Here is a 22,480-nt window from a genome sequence, read left to right on the forward strand (position 1 = left end):
AAGAATGGCGGAGCCGAAAGAGAACGATTTTCTGGACGACATCGACGCGGCCGAAGCGGACGAATACGCGGACGAAATGGCCGAGATTGATGACGAAGCGTTGGAGCTGGACCAGTTGCGTGCCGAACGGGATCAACTGAAAGACCGCTTTATGCGGGCGCTGGCAGATGCGGAAAACGCGCGCAAGCGGTCCGAGAAAGACCGGCGCGAGGCCGAGAATTATGGCGGGTCAAAGTTGGCGCGCGATATGTTGCCGGTGTATGACAATATGAAACGTGCGCTTGAGGCCGTGACCGAGGACCAGCGCAGTGTCGCGGGTCCGTTGCTGGAAGGCATCGAGCTGACCATGCGCGAATTGCTGAGCGTGTTCAAAAAACACGGCATCGACATGATCTCGCCCGAGGTGGGAGACAGGTTCGACCCGCAGCACCATCAGGCGATGTTCGAGGCCCCGGTGCCCGGCACCAAAGCCGGCGACATCATTCAGGTTGCCGCCGAAGGATTCATGCTGCACGACCGTTTGTTGCGCCCGGCGCAGGTGGGCGTGTCGTCGATGCCTGCATCGTAAGTCTGGTAAAATTCATGTTTGTAAGGGGCGGTCAGATTTTGGCCGCCTCTTTCAGTTTATACAGCGCCTCAAGCGCCTGTTTCGGTGTCATCTCGTCAGGATGCAGATCGCCTATCATCTCTAACACGGGGCTTTTCGCAATTTTTGGCGCGGGTGGGGCTGCCTGCATGCTGAATAGTGGCAGATCGTCGATAATCGCCTTTTGCGTGGCGCCGCCCTCGCGCTCGCCTTTTTCCAATGCTTCCAGCACCGTGCGGGCGCGGGCGATGACCGACGAGGGCAGGCCGGCCAGTTGCGCGACCTGCACACCATAAGACCGGTCAGCCGCGCCTTTTTGCACCTCGTGCAGGAACACGACTTCGCCATCAAATTCCTTGACCGCGACAGTGGCATTGTCGACATGGTCCAGCTTGCCGGCCAGTGCGGTCAGCTCGTGGTAGTGCGTGGCGAACAGCGCGCGGCTTTTGTTGCCATCGTGCAGATGTTCCAGCGTGGCCCAGGCAATCGACAGGCCGTCATAGGTGGCAGTGCCGCGGCCAATCTCGTCCAGGATCACCAGCGCCCGGTCGTCTGCCTGATTCAGGATCGCGGCGGTTTCGACCATTTCCACCATGAACGTCGATCGCCCGCGCGCCAGATCGTCGGCAGCGCCCACACGGCTGAACAGTTGGCTGATCACACCGATTCGCGCCGAGGTTGCCGGCACATAGCTGCCCATTTGCGCCAGCAGCGCGATCAGCGCGTTTTGCCGCAGGAATGTTGATTTACCAGCCATGTTCGGACCGGTCAGCAGCCAGATGTTCGACCCGTCTTCGGCGGTCAGGTTGCAGTCGTTGGCGATGAACGGCGCACCCGATCCATCGCGCAGGGATTTTTCCACGACAGGATGTCGCCCGCCGACGATGTCAAACGCGCGGCTGTCGTCCACCTGCGGACGGCACCAATCTTCGGACCGCGCCAGACGGGCAAGGGCACAGGACACATCCAGTTCGGCCAGCGCGGTGGCGGTCTGAAAAATCTCGGCCGCCTTTGCCAAAACCGTGTCGGAAAGCATTTGATAGAGCCGCTTTTCCGTCTCAATCGCCCGATTGCCCGCGTTCAGGATCTTGGTCTCCATCTCGGACAACTCAACGGTGGTGAACCGCACCTGATTGGCTGTGGTCTGACGGTGGATAAAGGTTTCGGACAGCGGCGGCGAAAGCATCTTTTCGGCATGGGTGGCCGTGGTTTCGATGAAATAGCCCAGCACGTTGTTGTGCTTGATCTTCAGCGACGAAATGCCCGTAACCTTGGCGAACTCCTGTTGCATCGCAGCGATCACAGACCGGCCCTCGTCGCGCAGCGTGCGGGCCTCGTCCAGCTCGGCGTTATACCCCGGCGCGATGAAACCTCCGTCTCGGGCCAGCAGGGGCGGTTCAGCCACCAGCGCGTCGTCCAGCAGGTCAATCAGATCATCCATGCCGCCCATACGGGTCAGCGCATCGGCCACGGCCTGTGGCGCATCCGGTCCCAGCCCGTCCTGCGCGATGGATGCGGCTTGGGTCAGGCCGTCGCGGATGGCGGTCAGGTCCCGCGGACCGCCGCGGTCCAGCGACAGACGCGACAGGGCGCGGTCCAGATCTGGCACATGGCGCAACCGCTCGGTCAACCCGAGTAAGAGACTGTTATCAAGGAAAAAACTGACCGCATCCAGCCGATCCTGAATGATCCGTACATTGCGCGAAGGGCTGGAGAGGCGTCGTTCCAACAACCGCGCGCCGCCTGCGGTCAGGGTCTTGTCGATTGAAGCCAGCAGCGATCCGGCACGGCCACCTGACAGGGCATGGGTCAGCTCCAGATTGCGCCGTGTTGCGGCGTCGATCTGGACCTGTCCCAACTGGTTCTCTTGCTGTGGCGGACGCACCAGCGGCAGTTTGCCCTTTTGCGTGATGTTCAGATACTCGACTATCGCGCCCATCGCGGAAATCTGCGCGCGGTCAAAGCTGCCGAAGGCATCTAGCGTCTGAACCGCAAACAGCTCGCACAGCCGCTTTTCGCCACCCGTGCTGTCGAATGTCGCACGCGACAGCGGTGTCATCGAAATCCCGAAATCAGACACTAATTCTGCCAAATCAGCCTCTGATGCGTCCATAACGATCAGTTCCGATGGTGCCAGCCGCGCCAGTTCCGGCCCCAGCCGCATCTGGTCCAGCGGCATCACGCGAAACGCACCTGTCGACATGTCCAGCCACGCCAGCGCGGCGGCATCGCGGACCTGGGCAAAGGCCGCCAGAAAATTGTGCTGCCGTGCGTTCAACAGGGAATCCTCGGTCAGCGTGCCGGGAGTCACCAGCCGCACAACGCCCCGTTTCACCACGGATTTATTGCCGCGTTTCTTGGCCTCGGCGGGGTTTTCCAATTGCTCGCAAACGGCCACGCGAAACCCTTTGCGGATCAGCGTCAGCAAATAGCCTTCGGCGGAATGCACCGGCACGCCGCACATGGGGATGTCTTCGCCGTCATGTTTGCCGCGTTTGGTCAGGGCAATGTCCAACGCCTCGGCGGCGGCGACCGCGTCGTCAAAGAACATCTCGTAGAAATCGCCCATCCGGTAGAACAGCAGCGACCCGGGGTGCGCCTGCTTGATCTCCAGAAATTGCGCCATCATCGGCGTGACCGTCATACCTGCCCCCATGCAAACCAGCGCGACCTTACAAACGCCAGCGGCGGAGCGAAAGCCAAAGCTGATTGAGCGCGACAGATCGCTCGGCTATGAGGGGTCAACACATTGGAGGAATGTTGCACATGTCGAAGACCAAAGTCACAGCAGAAGAGGCGTTGGCCTTCCATCTTGAACCCACGCCAGGCAAGTTCGAGATCACCGCCACGGTCCCGATGACCACCCAGCGCGACCTGAGCCTGGCCTATTCGCCGGGCGTTGCGGTGCCTTGCGAAGCCATCGCCGCGAACCCCGAGACGGCCTATGATTACACCAACAAGGGCAACCTTGTGGCAGTGATTTCCAACGGTACGGCGGTTCTGGGTCTGGGCAACCTTGGCGCGCTGGCGTCCAAGCCGGTGATGGAGGGCAAGGCGGTTCTGTTCAAACGCTTTGCCGATGTGAACAGCATCGACATCGAACTGGACACCGAGGACGCAGACGAATTTTGTCGTGCGGTGCGGCTGATGGGGCCGACATTCGGCGGTATCAACCTTGAGGACATCAAGGCACCCGAATGCTTTATCATCGAGCAGCGTCTGAAAGAGGAAATGGACATTCCCGTTTTCCACGACGACCAGCATGGCACCGCTGTGATCTGTGCGGCCGGTCTGATCAACGCGCTGCATCTGTCGAACAAGAAAATCGAAGACGTCAAAATTGTGCTGAACGGCGCAGGGGCCGCGGGCATTGCCTGTCTTGAGCTGCTCAAGTCGATGGGTGCGCGGCACGAAAACTGTATCATGTGCGACACCAAGGGCGTGATTTTCCAAGGCCGCACCGAGGGCATGAACCAGTGGAAATCGGCCCATGCGGTCACGACCGAACTGCGCACGCTGGAAGAGGCGATGGTGAATTGCGACGTGTTTCTGGGGGTGTCGGCCAAAGGTGCCGTGACACCGCAGATGGTCGCGTCGATGGCGGACAATCCGGTGATTTTCGCCATGGCAAACCCCGACCCCGAGATCACGCCCGAAGAGGCACACGAGGTGCGGATGGACGCCATCGTGGCCACAGGGCGCAGCGATTACCCCAACCAGGTGAACAACGTCCTGGGCTTTCCCTATCTGTTCCGCGGGGCGCTGGACATCAACGCACGCGCCATCAACGACGAGATGAAGATTGCCTGTGCGCACGCGCTGGCGCAACTCGCGCGCGAGGACGTACCGGACGAGGTGGCGCTGGCCTATGGAAAGAACCTGACCTTCGGGCGCGATTACATCATCCCGACGCCGTTCGACCCGCGCCTGATCCACCGTATCCCGACGGCTGTGGCCAAGGCAGGGATGGACACCGGTGCCGCGCGTCGCCCGATCATCGACATGGAAGCCTATGAGCTGTCATTGAAATCGCGGATGGACCCCACCGCGAACATCCTGCGCGGCATCAACGCCCGGGCGCGTGCGGCACAGGCGCGGATGATCTTTGCCGAGGGCGACGACCCACGCGTTTTGCGCGCAGCGGTGATGTATCAACGGTCTGGTCTGGGCAAGGCGCTGGTTGTCGGGCGTTCGGACGACGTCAAAGCCAAGCTGGAAGCCGCAGGTCTGGGCGACGCTGTGCGCGAGATCGAGGTCGTAAACGCGGCGAACACCCAGCATCTCGGAACCTACAAGACGTTTCTGTATGATCGGCTGAAGCGACGCGGGTTCGACCGGTCGGACATCCACCGGCTGGCCGCGCGCGACCGGCATGTATTTTCCTCGTTGATGCTGGCGCATGGACATGGCGATGGTCTGGTGACAGGGGCCACGCGCAAATCGGCGCATGTTCTGGAACGTATCAACAATGTCTTTGATGCCGACGCCGAACATGGTGCGGCAGGGATCACCGCGCTGTTGCACAAGGGGCGGATCGTGCTGATTGCCGACACGCTGGTGCACGAATGGCCGGACGAGGAAGATCTGGCCAATATCGCAGAACGCGGCGCTGTCGTGGCGCGCCATCTGGGGATCGAACCGCGTGTGGCCTTTGTCAGCTTCTCGACCTTTGGCTATCCGGTGTCCGAGCGGGCCGAGAAAATGGCGATGGCACCCAAGGTTCTGGACCGGCGTGGCGTTGATTTCGAATACGAAGGTGAAATGACCGTCGACGTCGCCATGAACGCCAAATCACAACAGGCCTATCCGTTCTCGCGTCTGACCGGGCCTGCGAACATTCTGGTGGTGCCGGCACGGCATTCGGCCAGCATTTCGGTCAAGCTGATGCAGGAAATGGGCGGGGCCACGGTGATCGGGCCGATCCTGTCCGGCGTGGACCGGTCGATTCAAATCTGTTCGACGGTTTCGACCGCCAACGACATCCTGAACATGGCTGTTCTGGCCGCCTGCAAGGTCGGCTGATGGCAATCTGGAACCTCGGGTCGATCAACATCGACGTGGTCTACCGGGTGCCGCATTTGCCGGCACCCGGTGAAACCCTGGCCGCGACCGAGGTGATGCGCGGTCTGGGCGGCAAGGGGGCGAACATGTCGGTCGCCGCTGCCCGTGCTGCCGCCCGCGTTGCCCATATTGGCGCCGTTGGGGCAGATGGCGGCTGGACCGTGGACCGGCTGATGGAATACGGCGTCGACGTGCGTTATGTCGCGCGCCTGACCGGCGAAACGGGCCATGCCATTATCGCGGTGGATGACTCGGGCGAGAACAGTATTATTCTCTATTCAGGGGCAAATCGCGTTCTGGCCGGCGATATGATCGCGGCTGCGCTGTCCTCTGCCGACTTTGGCGACACGCTGCTGATGCAGAACGAAACCAACGGTCAGGCCGAGGCAGCGCAGATTGCCAGCCAATTGGGCCTGAAGGTGGTTTATGCCGCGGCACCCTTTGACGCAGATGCGGTGCAAAAGGTTTTGCCCTATCTGGACCTTCTGGTGTTGAACGCGGTCGAGGCTGCGCAGCTCGCCGACAGTCTGGAGGCGAAGCTAGAAGATTTGCACATCTCCCAGATCGTGGTGACGCGCGGGGCTGACGGCTGCGATCACTATGACAACATTCGCAAAACCAAGGTGCATTATCCGTCGGTCAAGGTTGACGCACTTGACACCACCGGGGCCGGTGACACGTTCACCGGTTATCTGGTGGCCGGTCTGGACCGTGATTTGCCAATTGCACAAGCCATCGAGCTGGCCACAACCGCAGCGGCCATCATGGTAACGCGTCACGGAACGGCCGATGTCATTCCTGATCTGAAAGACATTGAAGATTTCAGGCTGCGCTAGGTTCTGGCGCCGTCACGTCAAGGTTGACGGACCTCTGCTGAAAAGTAGGTAGATTTCCCACGCAAAGTATGTAACTTTAGTATGTGAGGCGGGGGCCTTACGTCTTACTGGAACCAAACAAGGTGGTTGCGTGAAATGAAGATTCTAGCAGTTGATGATAACCCGTTTATTTTGGACTTTCTGCCGGCGGTCCTGCGGCAGGCAAATTTTACCGATATCAGCGTCGCCCCGTCCGGTCGTGAAGCGTTGGACATACTGGCGGCGACAGACAGGCCTTTTGACTGTCTGCTACTGGATATCGTGATGCCCGATATGGACGGCATTACCCTATGCCGCGAAATCCGCAAACTTGCGGCCTATCGCAACACGCCGATCATAATGCTGACTTTGAACACCGATGCGGTGTCAATCGAACAGGCCTTTGTGGCCGGGGCCAATGACTATATTACCAAGCCGTTTTCGGTAAAAGATATCGTCGGCCGGCTGCGTGTCGCCAAGCGTATGTGGGAGAAAACCGATGTTGCACCACGTCTTAACCCATATGACATGCAGTCTGACAGCCAGCCGGGCCTGCACAAGTTTGCGCTGAGAAGTCCTGCGTTTATCGAAGGTGTCAAACAGATCGTTCAGCCGTTTTCACTGGGCAATTATGTATCGCAGCTTTCGCGTAACCATCTGGACAGCTGTCATATTTTTGCGGTTCGGGTCGAAGATATTCAAAACATCTATATCCACGCTACCAGCCGCGAGTTCGCACAAGTGATGGCAGCCGTTGCGCGGTCTGTTTCGCGGGTTGTGAATTGCCCCGAGCTGTTGATGACGCATTATGGAAATGGCACCTTGCTGTGTGTTCTTAACGGCGACAACGTCCCCGACTGGCCCGAGATCGAAGATCTGGTTCAGGACGAGGTCGACAGCTTGTCCCTGACCTATGAGGATGGCCGTGAAATGCCGGTTGCCGTGACAGTTGGTATGCCGGTTCACCCCAACGCCAGCCGGAATCAGCGGGTGAAAATGACATTCGAACGGGCGATCAAACGGGCCGCGACCCGCGAGAAAGCCAAGTTCGACACATATGCGTCTGAATCGATGGCAGTATAAGCTTGGCTTAGGGTCCAGACCCTTCTGTATCTCCGATCTGTTATTGTTCCCCCGTCAGCGACCTTGGCCGAGGTCACTGACGGGACGGTGTATGGCGTCAGAGCCTTGTGGCCCAAGTTGAATTGGGACCACGTTTGCTAGCGAGCCAGCACTGTCTCTCTTCATCCATCTCGAACAGTTGCTTGTGGCCAGCTTGGACCACGGATCAGAAGGAAGAGAACATGAACAGGATAACACGAGACGCAATCCTTGGCATAGATGTCAGCCGCGATTGGCTGGACATTCATTGCCTGCCAAGCAATCAGAGACTTCGATTGCCCAATTCCGAGGACGGGCATGCGCGCGTGGGCGCCCTGGCAAAGTCAGCCTGTGCGCTGGTTTGTTTTGAGGCCACAGGGGGGCAGGAATGGCGTCTGTGGTCGGCCCTCGACGTTGCAGGGGTCGCGACCAGGCAACTGCCGCCCGCGCAAATCAAAGCCTTTGCCGCCAGCCGGGGCACGCGGGCGAAAACGGATAGGATCGACGCGGAGCTTATCGCGCGGTTCATGGCCTTTCGGCCTGATGCAGGGCGGACCTTGCCGCATGAAAAGATACGTCTTCTCAGGGCTTTGGTGTCCAAGCGTGGTCAGCTCGTCGAAACACGCAAACGGCTTTTGGCGCAAATCAAGGCGCATGCGAAACTGGGTTCGGATGATCTGTTCGACGTCATGGATGGTGACCTGAAAGACCTACTGGATCGCCAGATTGCAGGACTTGAGGTCCGGATCGAACAGATCATCGCCTCAGAGGAAGGCCTTGCCACGACTGCTGCCATCTTGCGTTCAGTTCCCGGCATTGGCCCGGTCGCCAGCACGATGTTGATCGCTGAAATGCCGGAACTCGGCCAGATCACGGGCGAACAAGCCGCCGCGCTGACAGGCCTTGCGCCCATTGCCCATGACAGCGGCGCGATGCGGGGCAAGCGCGCTATCGGAGGCGGCCGGCGCCCGCTGCGACACGTTATGTTCCAGGCGGCGCTCGTCGCCAGTCACCACAATCCCGTCCTGAAGCCGTTCGCAGACCGCCTTCGCGAAGCCGGAAAACCACACAAAGTGATAATCACCGCCGTCGCAAGAAAGCTTGTGACAATCGTGAACGCCCTTTGCAAAAGTCGGCAGAAATGGACTACTCAACTCGCTTGAGAAATACAGTTGCTAGCTGCCCGGAACAAACGGGGCGTCATCGCCCCACAGCTCTTTGACCCGCTTGTCGCGCCCGCAGGCTTCCCGATAGGCCTTGTAGGCACTCGCTTTGGATTTGGGGCCAAAGCGGGTCAGCACCAGACCGGATTGCTTATAGTAATCCTGATGATAGGCGTCAGCTGGATAAAACGGCTGTGCGGACAGGATGGGCGTAACCACGGTCTTGCCCAAGGCGGCTTGGGCCTCGGTCTTGGCTTGTTGTGCTGCTTGCTTTTGCGCAGGATTGGCGGCGAAGATCGCTGTGCGATAGCTGTCGCCACGGTCGCAGAACTGGCCACCCGCATCCAGCGGATCGACAGAGCGGAAGAAAAGGTTCAGCAATGTGCCTGCTGTAACAATATCCGCGTCATAGGTGATTTGCACCGCTTCGTAATGGCCAGTTCCGCCTGACACGACCTGCTTGTAGTTCGGGTTGGCCACGGTGCCCCCGGCAAAGCCTGATACGGCTTCTTTCACGCCTTTGACCTTTTCAAAGTCAGCCTCGACACACCAGAAACAGCCGCCGGCGACGGTAAGTGTTTTCATATCTGCGGCCTGAACAGCGGTGGCGGTGCCGACACAGGCGGCGGCGATCAAAAACAAACGTTGAAAAATCATGACAAACTCCCTTTGGTTCAGCATGTAGGGGAAAGACCGTTTTGCTCAAGCAATTGACACACCGGTCACGCCAAGGTGAAGCCGCAAGACAAGGAGCAGCGCATGAACACCAAACGGATCGCAATGTGGTCGGGACCGCGCAACCTGTCGACGGCGATGATGTACAGCTTTGGCGCGCGCAGCGATTCCAAGGTGGTGGACGAGCCATTCTATGCTGCCTATCTGAAAGCGTCGGGCATCGACCATCCGATGCGTGATGAGATTTTGGCGGCGCAGCCTACTGACGGGGAAAAAGTCGCTGAAACGCTGATTTCCCCTGTGTCAGAGCCTGTTTTCTATCAAAAGCACATGGCGCACCACATGATTGACGGCATCTCGCGCGACTGGATGGACCAGATGACCAACGTGTTCCTGATCCGCCACCCGGCCCGCGTTCTGGCCAGCTATGCGCAGAAACGCGAGGGGCCGAGCCTGAGCGACATCGGGTTTGTCCAGCAGGCGGCGCTGTTCGATGCAACCGAGGCACCTGTTGTCATCGATTCCGCCGACATTCGTGACAACCCCGAGGGGATGCTGCGCGCATTGTGTGATGCGATTGGAATCGATTGGGATGCGGGCATGTTGAACTGGCCTGCCGGTGGCCACGCCGACGACGGCGTATGGGCGTCCCATTGGTACAACGCGGTGCACCGGTCAACGGGGTTCGCAGGGGCCGAAGGCCCGTTGCCGGAATTGCCGCCCGAATATCAGGACATCGCCGATGCGGCGATGCCCTATTATACGCGGATGGCAGAGAAAAAACTTAGCCTTTAAGGCGACGGTTGCGCGCGGCCAGCAGTTTCAGGCGCAGGGCGTTCAGTTGAATGAACCCTGCGGCGTCTTTCTGGTCATAGGCGCCTGCGTCGTCTTCGAAGGTCACGTGTGCCTCTGAATACAGCGAGTGTTCGGACCAACGGCCCACGGTGCGCGCCAGACCTTTGTACAGTTTCAGACGCACGGTGCCTGTCACATGTTCCTGGCTGCGGTCGATCAACGCCTGCAGCATTTCACGCTCGGGCGAGAACCAGAAGCCGTTGTAGATCAGCTCGGCATATTTCGGCATCAGCTCGTCTTTCAGGTGCGCCGCACCCCGGTCCAGCGTGATCTGTTCGATGCCACGGTGCGCTTCCAACAGGATGGTGCCGCCGGGCGTTTCATAGATGCCGCGTGATTTCATGCCGACAAAACGACCCTCGACCAGGTCAAGACGGCCAATGCCGTGCTTGCCGCCCAGTTCGTTCAGCTTGGTCAGCACAGTCGCAGGCGACATCGCTTCGCCGTTGACAGAGACTGCATCGCCCTTCTCAAACCCGACTTCGATGTATTCGGGCGTGTTTGGTGCATCCTCGGGCGCGACGGTGCGTTGATAGACGTAATCGGGCGCGTCCTGCGCGGGGTCTTCCAGCACTTTGCCCTCGGACGAGGTGTGCAGAAGGTTCGCATCGACCGAGAACGGCGCTTCGCCGCGTTTGTCCTTGGCCACGGGAATCTGGTTCTTTTCGGCAAATTCCAGCAGCTTGGTGCGGCTGGACAGATCCCATTCACGCCATGGCGCGATCACCTTGATGTCGGGGTTCAGCGCATAGGCGGCCAGTTCGAAGCGCACCTGATCGTTGCCCTTGCCGGTGGCACCGTGGGCGACGGCATCGGCGCCTTCGATGGCGGCGATTTCCACCAGACGTTTGGAAATCAGCGGGCGCGCGATCGAGGTGCCCAGCAAGTACAACCCTTCGTACAGCGCGTTGGCGCGGAACATCGGGAACACGAAATCGCGCACGAATTCTTCACGGACGTCTTCGATATAGATCGACGACGCGCCCATCATTTCGGCCTTGGCCCGCGCGGGCTCCAGCTCTTCGCCCTGACCCAGGTCGGCGGTGAATGTGACGACTTCGCAACCGTATTCGGTTTGCAGCCATTTCAGGATGATCGAGGTGTCGAGGCCGCCGGAATAGGCCAGCACTACTTTCTTTGGCGCGCTCATTGGTTCTTTCCACATTAGGGTTTTGCTGGCCGCGATATAAGGTTTCGGCCCTCGGGGCAAGATTGACCCTTGCACACAGGGCGCTTAGGGCTGGAATGACCTGAAAGGACTGCCATGACGTTCAAAGATGATGCCCGGACCGCCACCGCCGAAATGCGCGCGGTTTTCCCAGCGACCCCGCTGTTGCGCAACGATCTGCTGTCGGCGCGCTATGACGCTGACATCTGGCTGAAACGCGAGGACCTGAGCCCGGTGCGGTCCTACAAATTGCGCGGAGCGTTCAATGCCATGCGCAAGGTCATTCCGGGACAGTCGGTTTTTGTCTGCGCTTCGGCGGGCAACCACGCGCAGGGCGTGGCGTTCATGTGCCGGCACTTTGGCGTGCGTGGGGTGATCTTCATGCCGGTGACGACGCCGCAGCAGAAGGTGCAGAAAACGCGCATGTTCGGTGGGGACGCCGTCGAAGTGCGGCTGATCGGTGACTATTTCGACGACACCCTCGCCTCGGCACAGGCATTTTGCGCGCAAGAAGGCGCGCATTTCCTGTCGCCTTTCGATGATGAGGACGTGATCGAAGGGCAGGCGTCTGTCGCCGTCGAGATCGAAGAACAGCTGGGCCGCGTGCCGGACCGTATTGTGCTGCCTGTGGGCGGCGGCGGGTTGTCGTCGGGGGTTTACAGTTATTTCGGGGCGGACACGCACTATACCTTCGTTGAACCCTCCGGTGCCAAAAGTCTGGCAGCGGCAGTCGAGGCGGGCCAGCCGACCGAGGTGAAGTCGGTCAACACGTTCGTGGACGGTGCTGCGGTGGCAACCATTGGCGTGCGCACCTTTGACCGGTTGCGCGGCATTGCCCGCAGCGATGTGATCGACCTGTCCGAAGATCGCATTTGCACAACCATACTGGAAATGCTGAACGTCGAGGGGATTGTTCTGGAGCCTGCCGGCGCCCTGAGCATCGAGGCGCTGGGCGATTTGCGGGACCATATTCGCGGTAAGACAGTGGTTTGTGTCGCTTCGGGCGGGAACTTTGATTTCGAACGTCTGCCCGAGGTTAAGGAACGCGCGCTGCGCTATTCCGGCGTCAAAAAATACTTCATCCTGCGGCTGCCGCAGCGCCCCGGTGCGCTCAAGGACTTCCTGTCGCTGCTGGGGCCCAACGACGACATCGCGCGGTTTGAGTATCTGAAGAAATCGGCCCGCAACTTTGGTTCGGTCCTGATCGGGATCGAAACCAGTGCGCCCGAGAACTTTACCGGATTTTTCGCGCGGCTGGATGCGGGCGGCTTTGCCTATACGGACATCACCAACAACGAGACCGTCGCGCAATTTGTCATCTAGGGAGAGAGACATGGATTATCAGGACAAGGTTATTGTCGTCACCGGCGGGGCCAGCGGCATCGGTGCCGCGATGGTGCGCAAGTTTGCGGCCTTGGGTGCGCGGGTCTGCGTGGCCGATCTGAACATGGACGCAGCGCAGGGGCTGGCCGATCAGGTGGGCGGCATGGCGATGCTTTGCGATGTGACGTCCGAAGCCGACATCGTGGCGTTGTGTGACGGGGTTACCGCGACGTTGGGGCCGATTGATATGTTTGTCTCGAATGCAGGGTTGGGGCGTGGCCAGCCGGATCATGCGGCGTCGGCGTCGAATGAAACATGGATGCTGAACTGGAACGTGCATGTGATGGCGCATGTTTACGCCGCGCGGGCGTTGCTGCCGCAGATGATTGAACGCGGGTCGGGGTATTTCGTCAATGTCGCTTCGGCAGCGGGATTGCTGAACCAGATCGGTGATGCGGCCTATTCCGCGACGAAACACGCTGCTGTCAGCTTTGCTGAATCGCTGGCAATCAGCCATGGCCATGACGGAATCGGCGTATCTGTGCTGTGTCCGCAGTATGTGGCGACGCCGCTGATTGATCTGGCCGATGCAGATGCCGCCAACCATCCATCGTTGATGACGGCGGATGATGTGGCGCAGGCTACGATCGACGGGATTGCGCGCAAGCAGTTTCGCATTCTGTCGCACCCTGCGGTCGGCGAATACGTCAAGGTGCGTTCCAATGATCCCGACGCCTGGCTGGAAGGCATGCGCAGGCTCAAAGCCAAGGCGGAACGCGAGCTGGGTCAGGCCGGGATCAGGGATTTCTACAAGCTGGTTTAGGCTCTGATCTGCTGGAATGTGTGCACCATCGACCTTGGCGAAGACTGATGCTAGGCCTCCAGAACACTGTTTTTTTGATCCAGAAAGCAGCTTTTTGAGGCATCATAGCTGTGCAACATCTGCGCGATGTCGACCTGATCGGCCTGACCCTGTCGGGCCATTTTCTCGCCTTTTTGGCACAGGTCAGAGAAATCTGAAAAGCCGAGGTTAAGCGCACAGCTTTTCAGGAAATGCAGGTCGTGTTTCAGATCGGCGGTATGCGGGGACTGGCGCATCCGCTCGGTCACCTCTTCAACCTCTTCGATAAACAGGTTGACCACCTCATCCATTTCTTCCGCGCCAATCTGGTCACGCAGCGCTGTTACCTGAGTCCAGTCAATCATCGCAGCCTCCCTCTTGGGTCGTGGGGATAGCATGTCTGACAGAGGTAAATATTGCGTGAGTCATTCGATTTTTAGGCAGTTATCGCAATCTGATGACCATTCGTTAACGGTGGTGGGCCACAAGTACGGGACAGAATTTGACGCGGAAATACTTTGATGCAGGCAACCGTCCCGATTCAGACAGAGCAGCAGCACAGCGACGGGCCAGACCGGCGACGGCGGCGTATCGCGTTGATCGTGGATGACAGCCGTTTGCAGCGTCACATCCTGTGTAAAACGGTGCGCGGCTGGGGGTTCGACGTTGTCGAGGCGGCCTCGGGCGATGCGGCGCTGGAAATCTGTCGGGATGTGACCCCTGATCTGGTGCTCAGCGACTGGATGATGCCGGGCATGAACGGGCTGGAATTCTGCGATGCCTTTCGCAAGCTGGAAGGCGACGAATACGGCTATTTCATCCTGCTGACATCGAAATCGGAAAAAGAGGAAGTGGCACGCGGCCTTGAGGCCGGGGCCGATGATTTTGTCAGCAAGCCGGTGGATCTGAATGAATTGCGCGCGCGGATCACGGCGGGCGACCGCATTTTGCAGATGCAACGCGAACTGACAGGCAAGAACCAACTGATTTCGCAAACTTTACGCGAATTGCAACGCCTGTACGACAGTATCGACAAGGATCTGCTTGAGGCGAAAAAATTACAACAGTCTCTGGTGCGGGAACGCGCGGTTGCCTTTGAACAGGGGCATGTGTCGTTGCTGCTGCGTCCCAGCGGTCATGTCGGTGGTGATCTGGTCGGGTTCTTTCGTTCGGGCGACAACCATCTGGGGCTGTATGCCATTGATGTGTCGGGCCACGGGATCAGCTCGGCGCTGATGACGGCACGGCTCGCGGGCTATCTGTCGTCGACGGCACCGGATCAGAACGTGGCGTTGACGGCAAACTCTGACGGTATCTATCGCATTCGCCCGCCGCTTGAGGTCATGCGGGCGATCAACAATCTGGTTCTGAACGAGATGGACACAGAGCACTATTTTACCATGCTTCTTGCCGATGTTGATCTGAACACGGGCAATGTTACCCTGGCACAGGCGGGCCATCCGCATCCTTTGGTGCAGCGCAGTGATGGGCGGATCGAGCAGGTCGGCCCCGGTGGATTTCCCGTGGGGCTGGTTCATGACGCCGAGTTTTCGCAGTTTGATCTGCAATTGCGTTCCGGCGACAGGCTTTTGCTGTGTTCCGATGGAGTCACGGAATGCCCGAACGATGCAGGTGATCTGCTGGACGAGGACGGGCTGGGACACATCATGCACAGTCTTCATGGTGTCACCGGCCCCACATTTTTCGAGGCGCTGATCTGGAAGCTGAGTGAATTTGCGGGCAATCAGGATTTTCCCGACGACGTGTCGGGGGTGTTGTTCGAATATCAGGCCAGCCCCGCAACGTAGCGCTGCAAGAACATCCGGTCGCCGGCGTTGCCGATGCTTTCGATTGCCTCGGCCCACGGCAACACCAGCGTAATGTGGTCCGGTTCAATCGGATCGCAAATGCGCCGCGTCGGGTGCGCGACAAACACGGTACACAGCTTTTCGGCGCAAAGATCATACTCGGGCATGTAGACAAACCGCCGGAATGCGCCCAACCGCAGCGGTTGCGAGATCGCCCAGCCGGTTTCCTCCATCACCTCGCGGTGCAGTGTTTGCAGGGGGGATTCGCCCGGATCAATGCCCCCACCGGGCAGCTGGATGTCCAGCCAGTCGCCTTGCTGACCCGTCAAAAGCACGCCGCCCGGAACCGGCAAAATCGCATAGGCGCCTGCGCGTTGGGTGTATTTCTGACCTTTGATCGGGGGCGGTCCCACGCGTCGGATCATGGCTTGCCCCTTTTACTGCGGATTGCGTCGCCTATATTGACGCGATATGCCAACGACCGGCGCATAAGGAAACCCCAATGACACTCGGAAACCAACTCGTGTGGGACGACACGGTCCTGCCTTTTCAGCTTGATGCCTCGGACATTCGTGGCCGCGTGGCGCGGCTGGACGGTGTGTTGGGCGGTATTCTCAAACAACATGACTATCCCACGCAGGTCGAAGCCCTGGTCGCCGAGATGGCGCTTCTGACGGCTTTGATCGGTCAAACCATTAAACTGCGCTGGAAGCTGTCGCTGCAAGTGCAATCCAAAGGTCCGGTGCGGATGATCGCGACCGATTACTATGGTCCGTCCGAAGAGGGCGAGCCTGCCCGCATCCGCGCCTATGCCAGCTATGACGCCGACCGGCTGACCGATGGCGCGCCCATCGATAACGTCGGCGAGGGTTATTTTGCCGTCATTATCGACCAGGGCCAGGACATGGCACCCTATCAGGGTATTTCGCCGCTGGCGGGAACGTCGCTGGCGGCCAGTGCCGAGGCGTATTTTGCGCAGTCCGAGCAATTGCCGACACGGTTCCAGCTGAACTTTGGCAAAAGCACCGAAGGCAGCGGGGCGGAACATTGGCGTGCCGGGGGCGTGATGTTGCAGCACATGCCCGGAGCATCGCCGCTGATGGCGAAATCGGAAGGCGAGGGCGATGTTCTCAAGCCGTCCGACCTGCTGCATGGCGACAAGCATGAGAACTGGAACCGCGTGAACATCCTGCTGGACACGGTCGAAGAGCTTGAGCTGATCGGCCCGCAAGTCCCGCCAAATGATTTGCTGCTGCGTCTCTTCCACGAGGAACTGCCGCGCGTGTTCGATACGCAAGCGGTGCGTTTTGGCTGCACCTGTTCGGAAGAGCGTGTACGCCAAAGCCTGTCGATCTATTCGGCGCGCGACATCGAAACGATGACAACAGACGATGGCCGCGTGACCGCCGATTGCCAGTTCTGCGGCGCGCATTACGATCTGGACCCGAAAACAGTTGGTTTTGATGCAGAAAAGGCGCCCGGTGACGATTGATCTGAACGCCATCAAGGCCGCGCTGGACCGTCCGGGGCGGCCTTCGTCCGATTTTGACCTGAACCCTGGTACGGTGCTGCCCGAGGGGCGTAAGCTGCGCCCGGCGGGTGTGCTGGCAGCGATGGTTGACGGCGCGGCGGGGCTGGAGCTGATCCTGACTACGCGGTCGTCGGCGCTGAAACATCACCCGGGGCAGATCGCCTTTCCCGGTGGCAAACAGGATGACACCGATACCGATGTGACCGCCGCTGCCCTGCGCGAGGCGCATGAGGAGATCGGCCTGCCGCCGGAACTGGTGCAGGTGCTGGGCACGCTGCCGCCGCATGAAACCGGCACCGGATTTCTGGTCACACCGGTTCTGGCCTATGTCGGCGAGCCGTTTCAGGTCTTGCCCGAAACCGGCGAAGTGGCCGAGGTGTTCCGGGTGCCGCTGAGCCATGTGCTGAACCCTGACAATTACATCACCCAATCACGGCGCTGGCGCGGGGTGATGCGCACCTATTACACGGTGCCCTACGGTCCCTATTACATTTGGGGCGCAACCGCGCGTATGTTGCGGGCATGGACCGAACGGATGACATGAAACTGTCTGCCGATGTGCCCTGGCTGAACGATGCCGGGGCGCTGGCGCTGTGTGCCGCACTTGAGGGTGCGGGGTTTCAGGCGTTGTTTGTCGGCGGCTGCGTGCGTAACGCGGTTCTGGGCGTTCAGGCCAGTGACATCGACATTGCCACCGATGCAACACCGGATCAGGTGCAAAAGGTCTGCAAAGACGCCGGGTTCCGGACGATCCCGACCGGGATTGATCACGGCACGCTGACGGTGGTGATCGGGGGCGAACCCTATGAGGTCACCACCTTCCGCAATGACGTTGAAACCGATGGACGGCGTGCGGTCGTCGCCTTTTCCACCGATGTGACCGAGGATGCGCGGCGGCGTGATTTCACGATGAACGCGCTCTATGCCCGCGCGGATGGCACGGTGGTTGACCCGCTGGGCGGTTTGCCCGATGCGCTGGCGCGGCGGGTGGTGTTCATTGACGATGCCACCGACCGCATCCGCGAAGATTATCTGCGCATTTTGCGGTTCTTCCGGTTCTCCGCATGGTACGCGGACCCCGCGCATGGTTTTGACGCCGATGCGCTGGCCGCAATAGCGGACCATCTAGACGGGCTGGCGCAGCTGTCCGCCGAACGGGTCGGGGCCGAGATGACCAAGCTGCTGGGCGCGCCCGATCCCGCACCTGCCGTGGCGGTGATGGAGCGCGTGGGCGTGTTGGCACAGGTGTTGACCGGCGCACAGGTGCGGTGGCTGGCGCCGCTGATCCACGCCGAATCCATGCTTGACCTGTCACCCGATCCGATGCGCCGTCTGGCGGTTCTGGGGGGCGAGGATGTGGCCGACCGGTTGCGTTTGTCACGGGCGGATGCGCGGAAACTCGCGGTTCTGCGTGAGCTTGCGGGCACCGGCGAAGGAGCCGCCGAACTGGGTTATCGCCACGGACGGAACGTCGCGCTGGATGTGATTGCACTGCGGTCTGCGTTGTTCGAAACGCCTGTAAACGTGGGCGATGCGGCAGCCGCGGCCCGGGGTGATGCGGCAAAGTTTCCAATCGCTGCGGGTGATCTGATGCCCGCGCTGCATGGCCCGGAACTGGGTGCAAAGCTGAAAGAGTTGGAGGCGCGTTGGATCGCTTCGGACTTTAAGCTGACCCGCGCGCAGCTTTTGGGCTGACATTCCCCGCGTTTCGGGCTATCTGGATGCAAGACACGAGGAGAGTGCGACATGTACCGCGGGATTTGGTTTTCATAACCACAGCTGATTGAACGGGCTGCAATCGAGCGCAAGCCCCAGTTGAATTCCGTCTTTCCTACAGGTCCCTCATGTTCAAATTTTTCGAAAACCTCGTCGATCCCTATGCGCCTTTTGCCGAAACCAACACACCGCCCACGCGGTTGTGGCCGTTCATGCGCGAGTATGCCAAGCCGTTCAAAACAGTGTTTGTCCTGACGGGCATTCTGTCCATCGTCATAGCCGCGATTGAAATCGGGCTGATCTATTACATGGGGCGGGTCGTTGACCTGCTGCAAGGTACGCCTTCCGAAGTCTGGGCGGCGCACAAGGTCGAGCTGATCGCGGTAGCCATTTTTATCCTGACGTTGCGGCCGTTGATCCAGTTGCTGGACGTGATGTTGCTGAACAACACGATCATCGTGAACTTTGGCACGTTGATCCGCTGGCGGTCGCACAAGCATGTCCTGCGGCAGTCCGTCGGCTGGTTCGAGAACGACTTTGCCGGACGCATCGCCAACCGCATCATGCAAACGCCTCCCGCCGCCGGCGAGGTGGTGTTTCAGGTGTTTGACGCGATTTCCTATTCGCTGGCCTATATGATCGGCGCGGCGATCCTGCTGTCCACGTCCGACGCACGGCTGTTGCTGCCGTTGGTGATCTGGATGGTGCTGTACGGATTGCTGATCAACTGGACGACCCGGCGCGTCGGTCCCGCGTCCAAGGCGGCATCGGATGCGCGCAGCGCGGTCACGGGCCGTGTGGTCGATGCCTATACCAACATTCATTCGGTCAAGATGTTCGCCCACCACGACAGCGAGCTGAACTATGCCAAGGAGGCGATCGAACACACGCGCAAGACGTTCCAGACCGAGATGCGGATTTTCACCACGATGGATTTCTCGCTGGTGGTGCTGAACGGTCTGCTGATTGTCGGCGTTGTCGGTTGGGCGATTGCGCTGTGGGTTCAGGGGCAGGCGTCGGTCGGCACGGTTGCGGCGGCCACGGCGCTGGCGCTGCGGCTGAACGCGATGACCGGCTGGATCATGTGGGCGCTGACTACGTTCTTCCGCGAACTGGGTGTCGTGGCCGAAGGCATGGAAACCATTGCCCAGCCGGTGACGCTGGTAGACGCGCCCAAGGCGAAGCCGCTGGCGCTGACCGACGGGCGGATCGAGCTGAAGGCGTTGACGCATCACTATGGCCGCGCGTCCGGTGGGCTTGAGGCGATTGATCTGACGATCCAACCCGGCGAAAAGGTCGGGCTGATCGGACGGTCGGGCGCGGGCAAGTCCACGCTGGTCAAGCTGCTGTTGCGGTTTTACGACCCCGAAAGCGGGCGGATCGAGATTGACGGTCAGGACATCACCAAGGTGACGCAGGACAGTCTGCGGCTGAGTGTCGGTATGGTGCAGCAGGAAAGCAGCCTGTTGCATCGGTCGGTGCGCGAAAACATCCTGTACGGCAAACCCGATGCGACCGAGGCCGAGATGATCGCCGCCGCCAAACAGGCCGAGGCGCATGATTTCATCACCACGCTGACCGATCCGGCCGGCAACGTCGGCTATGACGCGCAGGTCGGCGAACGCGGTGTAAAGCTGTCGGGTGGTCAGCGTCAGCGGGTGACGCTGGCGCGGGTGATCCTGAAGAACGCGCCGATCCTGTTGCTGGACGAGGCGACAAGCGCGCTGGACAGCGAGGTCGAGGAAGCGATTCAAGGCACGCTGTACAAGATGATGGAGGGCAAAACGGTGATCGCCATTGCGCACCGTCTGTCGACCATTGCCGAAATGGATCGCATTCTGGTGCTGGACGCCGGAAAGATCATCGAAGACGGCAGCCACGACGCGCTTTTGGCCAAGGGCGGACTATATAGCCAGTTCTGGACCCGCCAGTCGGGCGGTTTCCTGAACCCAGAGGACCCGGCATGAACATTGCCAAATGGATACACGCCTTTCGTCCCGCAGACGGACCGCCACCACAGACCCTGACCCCCTTCATGCGCTGGGCGCTGTCGGGGGCGTGGCCTGCGTTGTGGATCGCTGCGTTTTTCTCGGCGGCAGCGGGCACGGTCGAGGCGGGGACGGCGTGGATTCTGGGCAAGGTGATTGACGCCAGTTCGGCGCTGGGTCCTGACGGGTTCTTTGCGCCGGACAACCTTGTCCTGATCCTGGGCGCGGTTGCGTTCTTTCTGCTGGCGCGGCCCTTGTTGTTTGGTCTGTCCTCTTCGGCGAATGCGATCATCGTTCAGCCGAACCTGAACCCGCTGGTGCTGTCGCGTCTGCACCGCTGGACGCTGGGGCAATCGGTGCGGTTCTTTGACAACGATTTCGCCGGCCGTATCGCGCAAAAGCAGATGCAGACCGCGCGGGCGGTGACGGATGTGGTAGTCGAGGTGATCAACGTCGTCGCCTTTGCGCTGGCGTCGCTGGCGGGGTCCATGCTGTTGCTGGTGGCGATTGACTGGAAGATCGGGCTGGGCTTTCTGGTCTGGCTGATGGGGTATTTCCTGATGATCCGCTGGTTCCTGCCGCGCATCCGCCATCGCTCTGCGGCGCGGGCGGGCGCGCGGGCGATGGTGTCGGGGCAGATCGTGGATACGATCACCAACATCAAGACGGTCAAGCTGTTCGCCCACGACGACCACGAAGACCGCGCGGCGCTGGGCGCCATGGGCAATTTCCGCCGGACCGCGCTGGATTTTGGCTATCTTTCGGCGGGCTTCCGGTTTTGCCTGATGACGCTGGCGGGGCTGTTGCCGGTGCTGCTGCTGGGCTGGACGCTGATCCTGTGGAAACAGGGCATTGCCACACAGGGCGACATCGTCGCCGCCGGTGCCGTGGCCATCCGTATTGCGCAGATGACAGGTTGGGTCAGTTTCACGCTGATGGCGATCTATTCCAGCGTGGGCGAGATCGAGGATGGTATTCACACACTGACGCCGCGCAACCGGACCGAAAACAACCCCGACGCGCGTGATCTGGACGTGGGACGGGGCGGCATCGTTATCAAGGACCTGGATTTTGCCTATGGACGCGACGTGGGCGGGATCTCGGGCGTGAACCTGCACATCGAGCCGGGGCAAAAGATCGGCATCGTCGGCGCATCGGGCGCGGGGAAGTCGACCCTCGTGGCGTTGCTGCTGCGGCTGTACGAGACCGAAGGCGGCACGATCAGCATTGATGGTACCGACACCAGCACCGTGACGCAGGAAAGCCTGCGGCGCAGCATCAGCATGGTCACGCAGGAAACCGCGATGTTCAACCGCTCGGCCATGGACAACATCCGATACGGCCGCCCCGAGGCGACGGACGAAGAGGTGTTTCAGGCCGCCCGCGAGGCCGAGGCGCACAGCTTCATTCTGGATCTGGAAGACCACAAGGGCCGCGCCGGCTATCACGCCCATCTGGGCGAGCGCGGGGTGAAGCTGTCGGGTGGTCAGCGGCAGCGGATCGCATTGGCGCGCGCCATTCTGAAAAACGCGCCGATCCTGATCCTGGACGAGGCAACCAGCGCGCTGGACAGCGAGGTCGAGGCGGCGATTCAATCGGCGCTGGACCGAGTGATGCAGGGCAAGACCGTGCTGGCCATCGCCCACCGTCTGTCGACGCTGACCGAAATGGACCGGATCATCGTGATGGATCAGGGCCGGATCGTCGAGGACGGCAGCCACGAGGCGCTGTTGAAAGAGGGCGGGCTGTACGCGCAGTATTGGAACCTTCAGTCGGGCGGGTTCCTGCGGACCGAAGCGGCAGAGTAGGA

General features: G+C 60.3%; 19 protein-coding genes. 14 read left to right on the forward strand and 5 right to left on the reverse strand.

Going from position 1 to position 22,480, the window contains the following annotated elements; all coding sequences use genetic code 11:
• Positions 1 to 4 precede the first annotated feature (4 nt).
• Positions 5 to 568 (forward strand): nucleotide exchange factor GrpE, encoded by a 564-nt coding sequence (locus DSM107133_RS00285; RefSeq protein ID WP_114291847.1) that lies wholly within the window; start codon positions 5 to 7, stop codon positions 566 to 568.
• A gap of 31 nt (positions 569 to 599) precedes the next feature.
• Here DSM107133_RS00285 and mutS read toward each other — a convergent pair whose 3' ends face one another.
• Positions 600 to 3,230 (reverse strand): DNA mismatch repair protein MutS, encoded by a 2,631-nt coding sequence (mutS, locus tag DSM107133_RS00290; protein WP_240310361.1) that lies wholly within the window; start codon positions 3,228 to 3,230, stop codon positions 600 to 602.
• A gap of 122 nt (positions 3,231 to 3,352) precedes the next feature.
• On the opposite strand from mutS, the gene DSM107133_RS00295 reads away from it, so the two are divergent.
• The 4 genes from DSM107133_RS00295 to DSM107133_RS00310 all read left to right on the forward strand — a co-directional run bounded on the left by DSM107133_RS00295 (position 3,353) and on the right by DSM107133_RS00310 (position 8,765).
• Positions 3,353 to 5,608, forward strand: coding sequence for an NADP-dependent malic enzyme (locus tag DSM107133_RS00295; RefSeq protein ID WP_114291864.1), 2,256 nt, complete (start codon positions 3,353 to 3,355; stop codon positions 5,606 to 5,608).
• Positions 5,608 to 6,483, forward strand: coding sequence for a ribokinase (locus DSM107133_RS00300; RefSeq protein WP_114291848.1), 876 nt, complete (start codon positions 5,608 to 5,610; stop codon positions 6,481 to 6,483). Before DSM107133_RS00295 ends, DSM107133_RS00300 begins: the two co-directional genes overlap by 1 nt.
• A gap of 135 nt (positions 6,484 to 6,618) precedes the next feature.
• Positions 6,619 to 7,584, forward strand: coding sequence for a response regulator (locus tag DSM107133_RS00305; protein ID WP_114291849.1), 966 nt, complete (start codon positions 6,619 to 6,621; stop codon positions 7,582 to 7,584).
• A 221-nt stretch (positions 7,585 to 7,805) separates the two neighbouring features.
• Entirely contained in the window at positions 7,806 to 8,765 is a 960-nt protein-coding gene (locus DSM107133_RS00310) for an IS110 family transposase (protein ID WP_243253540.1), read from the forward strand.
• A 12-nt stretch (positions 8,766 to 8,777) separates the two neighbouring features.
• Here the strand turns inward: DSM107133_RS00310 and msrA are convergent, their stop codons facing one another.
• A complete protein-coding gene (msrA, locus tag DSM107133_RS00315; RefSeq protein WP_205387764.1) occupies positions 8,778 to 9,422 on the reverse strand; it encodes a peptide-methionine (S)-S-oxide reductase MsrA in 645 nt (214 codons plus the stop codon).
• A gap of 102 nt (positions 9,423 to 9,524) precedes the next feature.
• Between msrA and DSM107133_RS00320 the strand changes: the two genes are divergently transcribed.
• On the forward strand, positions 9,525 to 10,235 hold the full coding sequence (locus DSM107133_RS00320; RefSeq protein ID WP_240310428.1) for an HAD family hydrolase: 711 nt from the start codon (positions 9,525 to 9,527) through the stop codon (positions 10,233 to 10,235).
• On the opposite strand, the gene DSM107133_RS00325 is transcribed toward DSM107133_RS00320, so the two are convergent.
• Positions 10,225 to 11,445 carry an argininosuccinate synthase gene (locus DSM107133_RS00325; RefSeq protein WP_028955590.1) on the reverse strand — a complete coding sequence of 407 codons (1,221 nt, stop codon included), beginning with the start codon at positions 11,443 to 11,445 and terminating at the stop codon, positions 10,225 to 10,227. The two genes, DSM107133_RS00320 and DSM107133_RS00325, sit on opposite strands and share 11 nt — an antisense overlap.
• A gap of 114 nt (positions 11,446 to 11,559) precedes the next feature.
• Here DSM107133_RS00325 and ilvA point away from each other — a divergent pair, with 114 nt between their 5' ends.
• Positions 11,560 to 12,786: a threonine ammonia-lyase IlvA gene (gene ilvA / locus DSM107133_RS00330; RefSeq protein ID WP_114292319.1), complete on the forward strand. Its 1,227-nt coding sequence runs from the start codon at positions 11,560 to 11,562 to the stop codon at positions 12,784 to 12,786.
• A 10-nt stretch (positions 12,787 to 12,796) separates the two neighbouring features.
• Positions 12,797 to 13,609 carry an SDR family oxidoreductase gene (locus DSM107133_RS00335; protein WP_114292318.1) on the forward strand — a complete coding sequence of 271 codons (813 nt, stop codon included), beginning with the start codon at positions 12,797 to 12,799 and terminating at the stop codon, positions 13,607 to 13,609.
• A 50-nt stretch (positions 13,610 to 13,659) separates the two neighbouring features.
• On the opposite strand, the gene DSM107133_RS00340 is transcribed toward DSM107133_RS00335, so the two are convergent.
• A complete protein-coding gene (locus DSM107133_RS00340) occupies positions 13,660 to 13,992 on the reverse strand; it encodes an Hpt domain-containing protein (protein ID WP_114292317.1) in 333 nt (110 codons plus the stop codon).
• A 156-nt stretch (positions 13,993 to 14,148) separates the two neighbouring features.
• On the opposite strand from DSM107133_RS00340, the gene DSM107133_RS00345 reads away from it, so the two are divergent.
• Positions 14,149 to 15,435, forward strand: coding sequence for a fused response regulator/phosphatase (locus tag DSM107133_RS00345; protein ID WP_114292316.1), 1,287 nt, complete (start codon positions 14,149 to 14,151; stop codon positions 15,433 to 15,435).
• Here the strand turns inward: DSM107133_RS00345 and DSM107133_RS00350 are convergent.
• Positions 15,414 to 15,860, reverse strand: a complete 447-nt coding sequence (locus DSM107133_RS00350; protein ID WP_114292315.1) for an NUDIX hydrolase — start codon at positions 15,858 to 15,860, stop codon at positions 15,414 to 15,416. The genes DSM107133_RS00345 and DSM107133_RS00350 overlap by 22 nt on opposite strands.
• Before the next feature lie 77 nt (positions 15,861 to 15,937).
• Here DSM107133_RS00350 and DSM107133_RS00355 point away from each other — a divergent pair, with 77 nt between their 5' ends.
• The 5 genes from DSM107133_RS00355 to DSM107133_RS00375 all read left to right on the forward strand — a co-directional run bounded on the left by DSM107133_RS00355 (position 15,938) and on the right by DSM107133_RS00375 (position 22,478).
• Positions 15,938 to 16,927 carry an Hsp33 family molecular chaperone HslO gene (locus DSM107133_RS00355; RefSeq protein ID WP_114292314.1) on the forward strand — a complete coding sequence of 330 codons (990 nt, stop codon included), beginning with the start codon at positions 15,938 to 15,940 and terminating at the stop codon, positions 16,925 to 16,927.
• On the forward strand, positions 16,917 to 17,510 hold the full coding sequence (locus tag DSM107133_RS00360) for a CoA pyrophosphatase (RefSeq protein WP_240310425.1): 594 nt from the start codon (positions 16,917 to 16,919) through the stop codon (positions 17,508 to 17,510). Before DSM107133_RS00355 ends, DSM107133_RS00360 begins: the two co-directional genes overlap by 11 nt.
• Positions 17,507 to 18,661: a CCA tRNA nucleotidyltransferase gene (locus DSM107133_RS00365; RefSeq protein WP_114292312.1), complete on the forward strand. Its 1,155-nt coding sequence runs from the start codon at positions 17,507 to 17,509 to the stop codon at positions 18,659 to 18,661. The genes DSM107133_RS00360 and DSM107133_RS00365 overlap by 4 nt, the downstream gene beginning before the upstream one ends.
• 149 nt (positions 18,662 to 18,810) lie before the next feature.
• Positions 18,811 to 20,649: an ABC transporter ATP-binding protein gene (locus DSM107133_RS00370; protein WP_114292311.1), complete on the forward strand. Its 1,839-nt coding sequence runs from the start codon at positions 18,811 to 18,813 to the stop codon at positions 20,647 to 20,649.
• Positions 20,646 to 22,478, forward strand: a complete 1,833-nt coding sequence (locus tag DSM107133_RS00375; protein WP_114292310.1) for an ABC transporter ATP-binding protein — start codon at positions 20,646 to 20,648, stop codon at positions 22,476 to 22,478. The genes DSM107133_RS00370 and DSM107133_RS00375 overlap by 4 nt, the downstream gene beginning before the upstream one ends.
• Positions 22,479 to 22,480 lie beyond the last annotated feature (2 nt).

The organism is Pseudosulfitobacter sp. DSM 107133, from assembly GCF_022788695.1.
Classification (GTDB): domain Bacteria; phylum Pseudomonadota; class Alphaproteobacteria; order Rhodobacterales; family Rhodobacteraceae; genus Pseudosulfitobacter.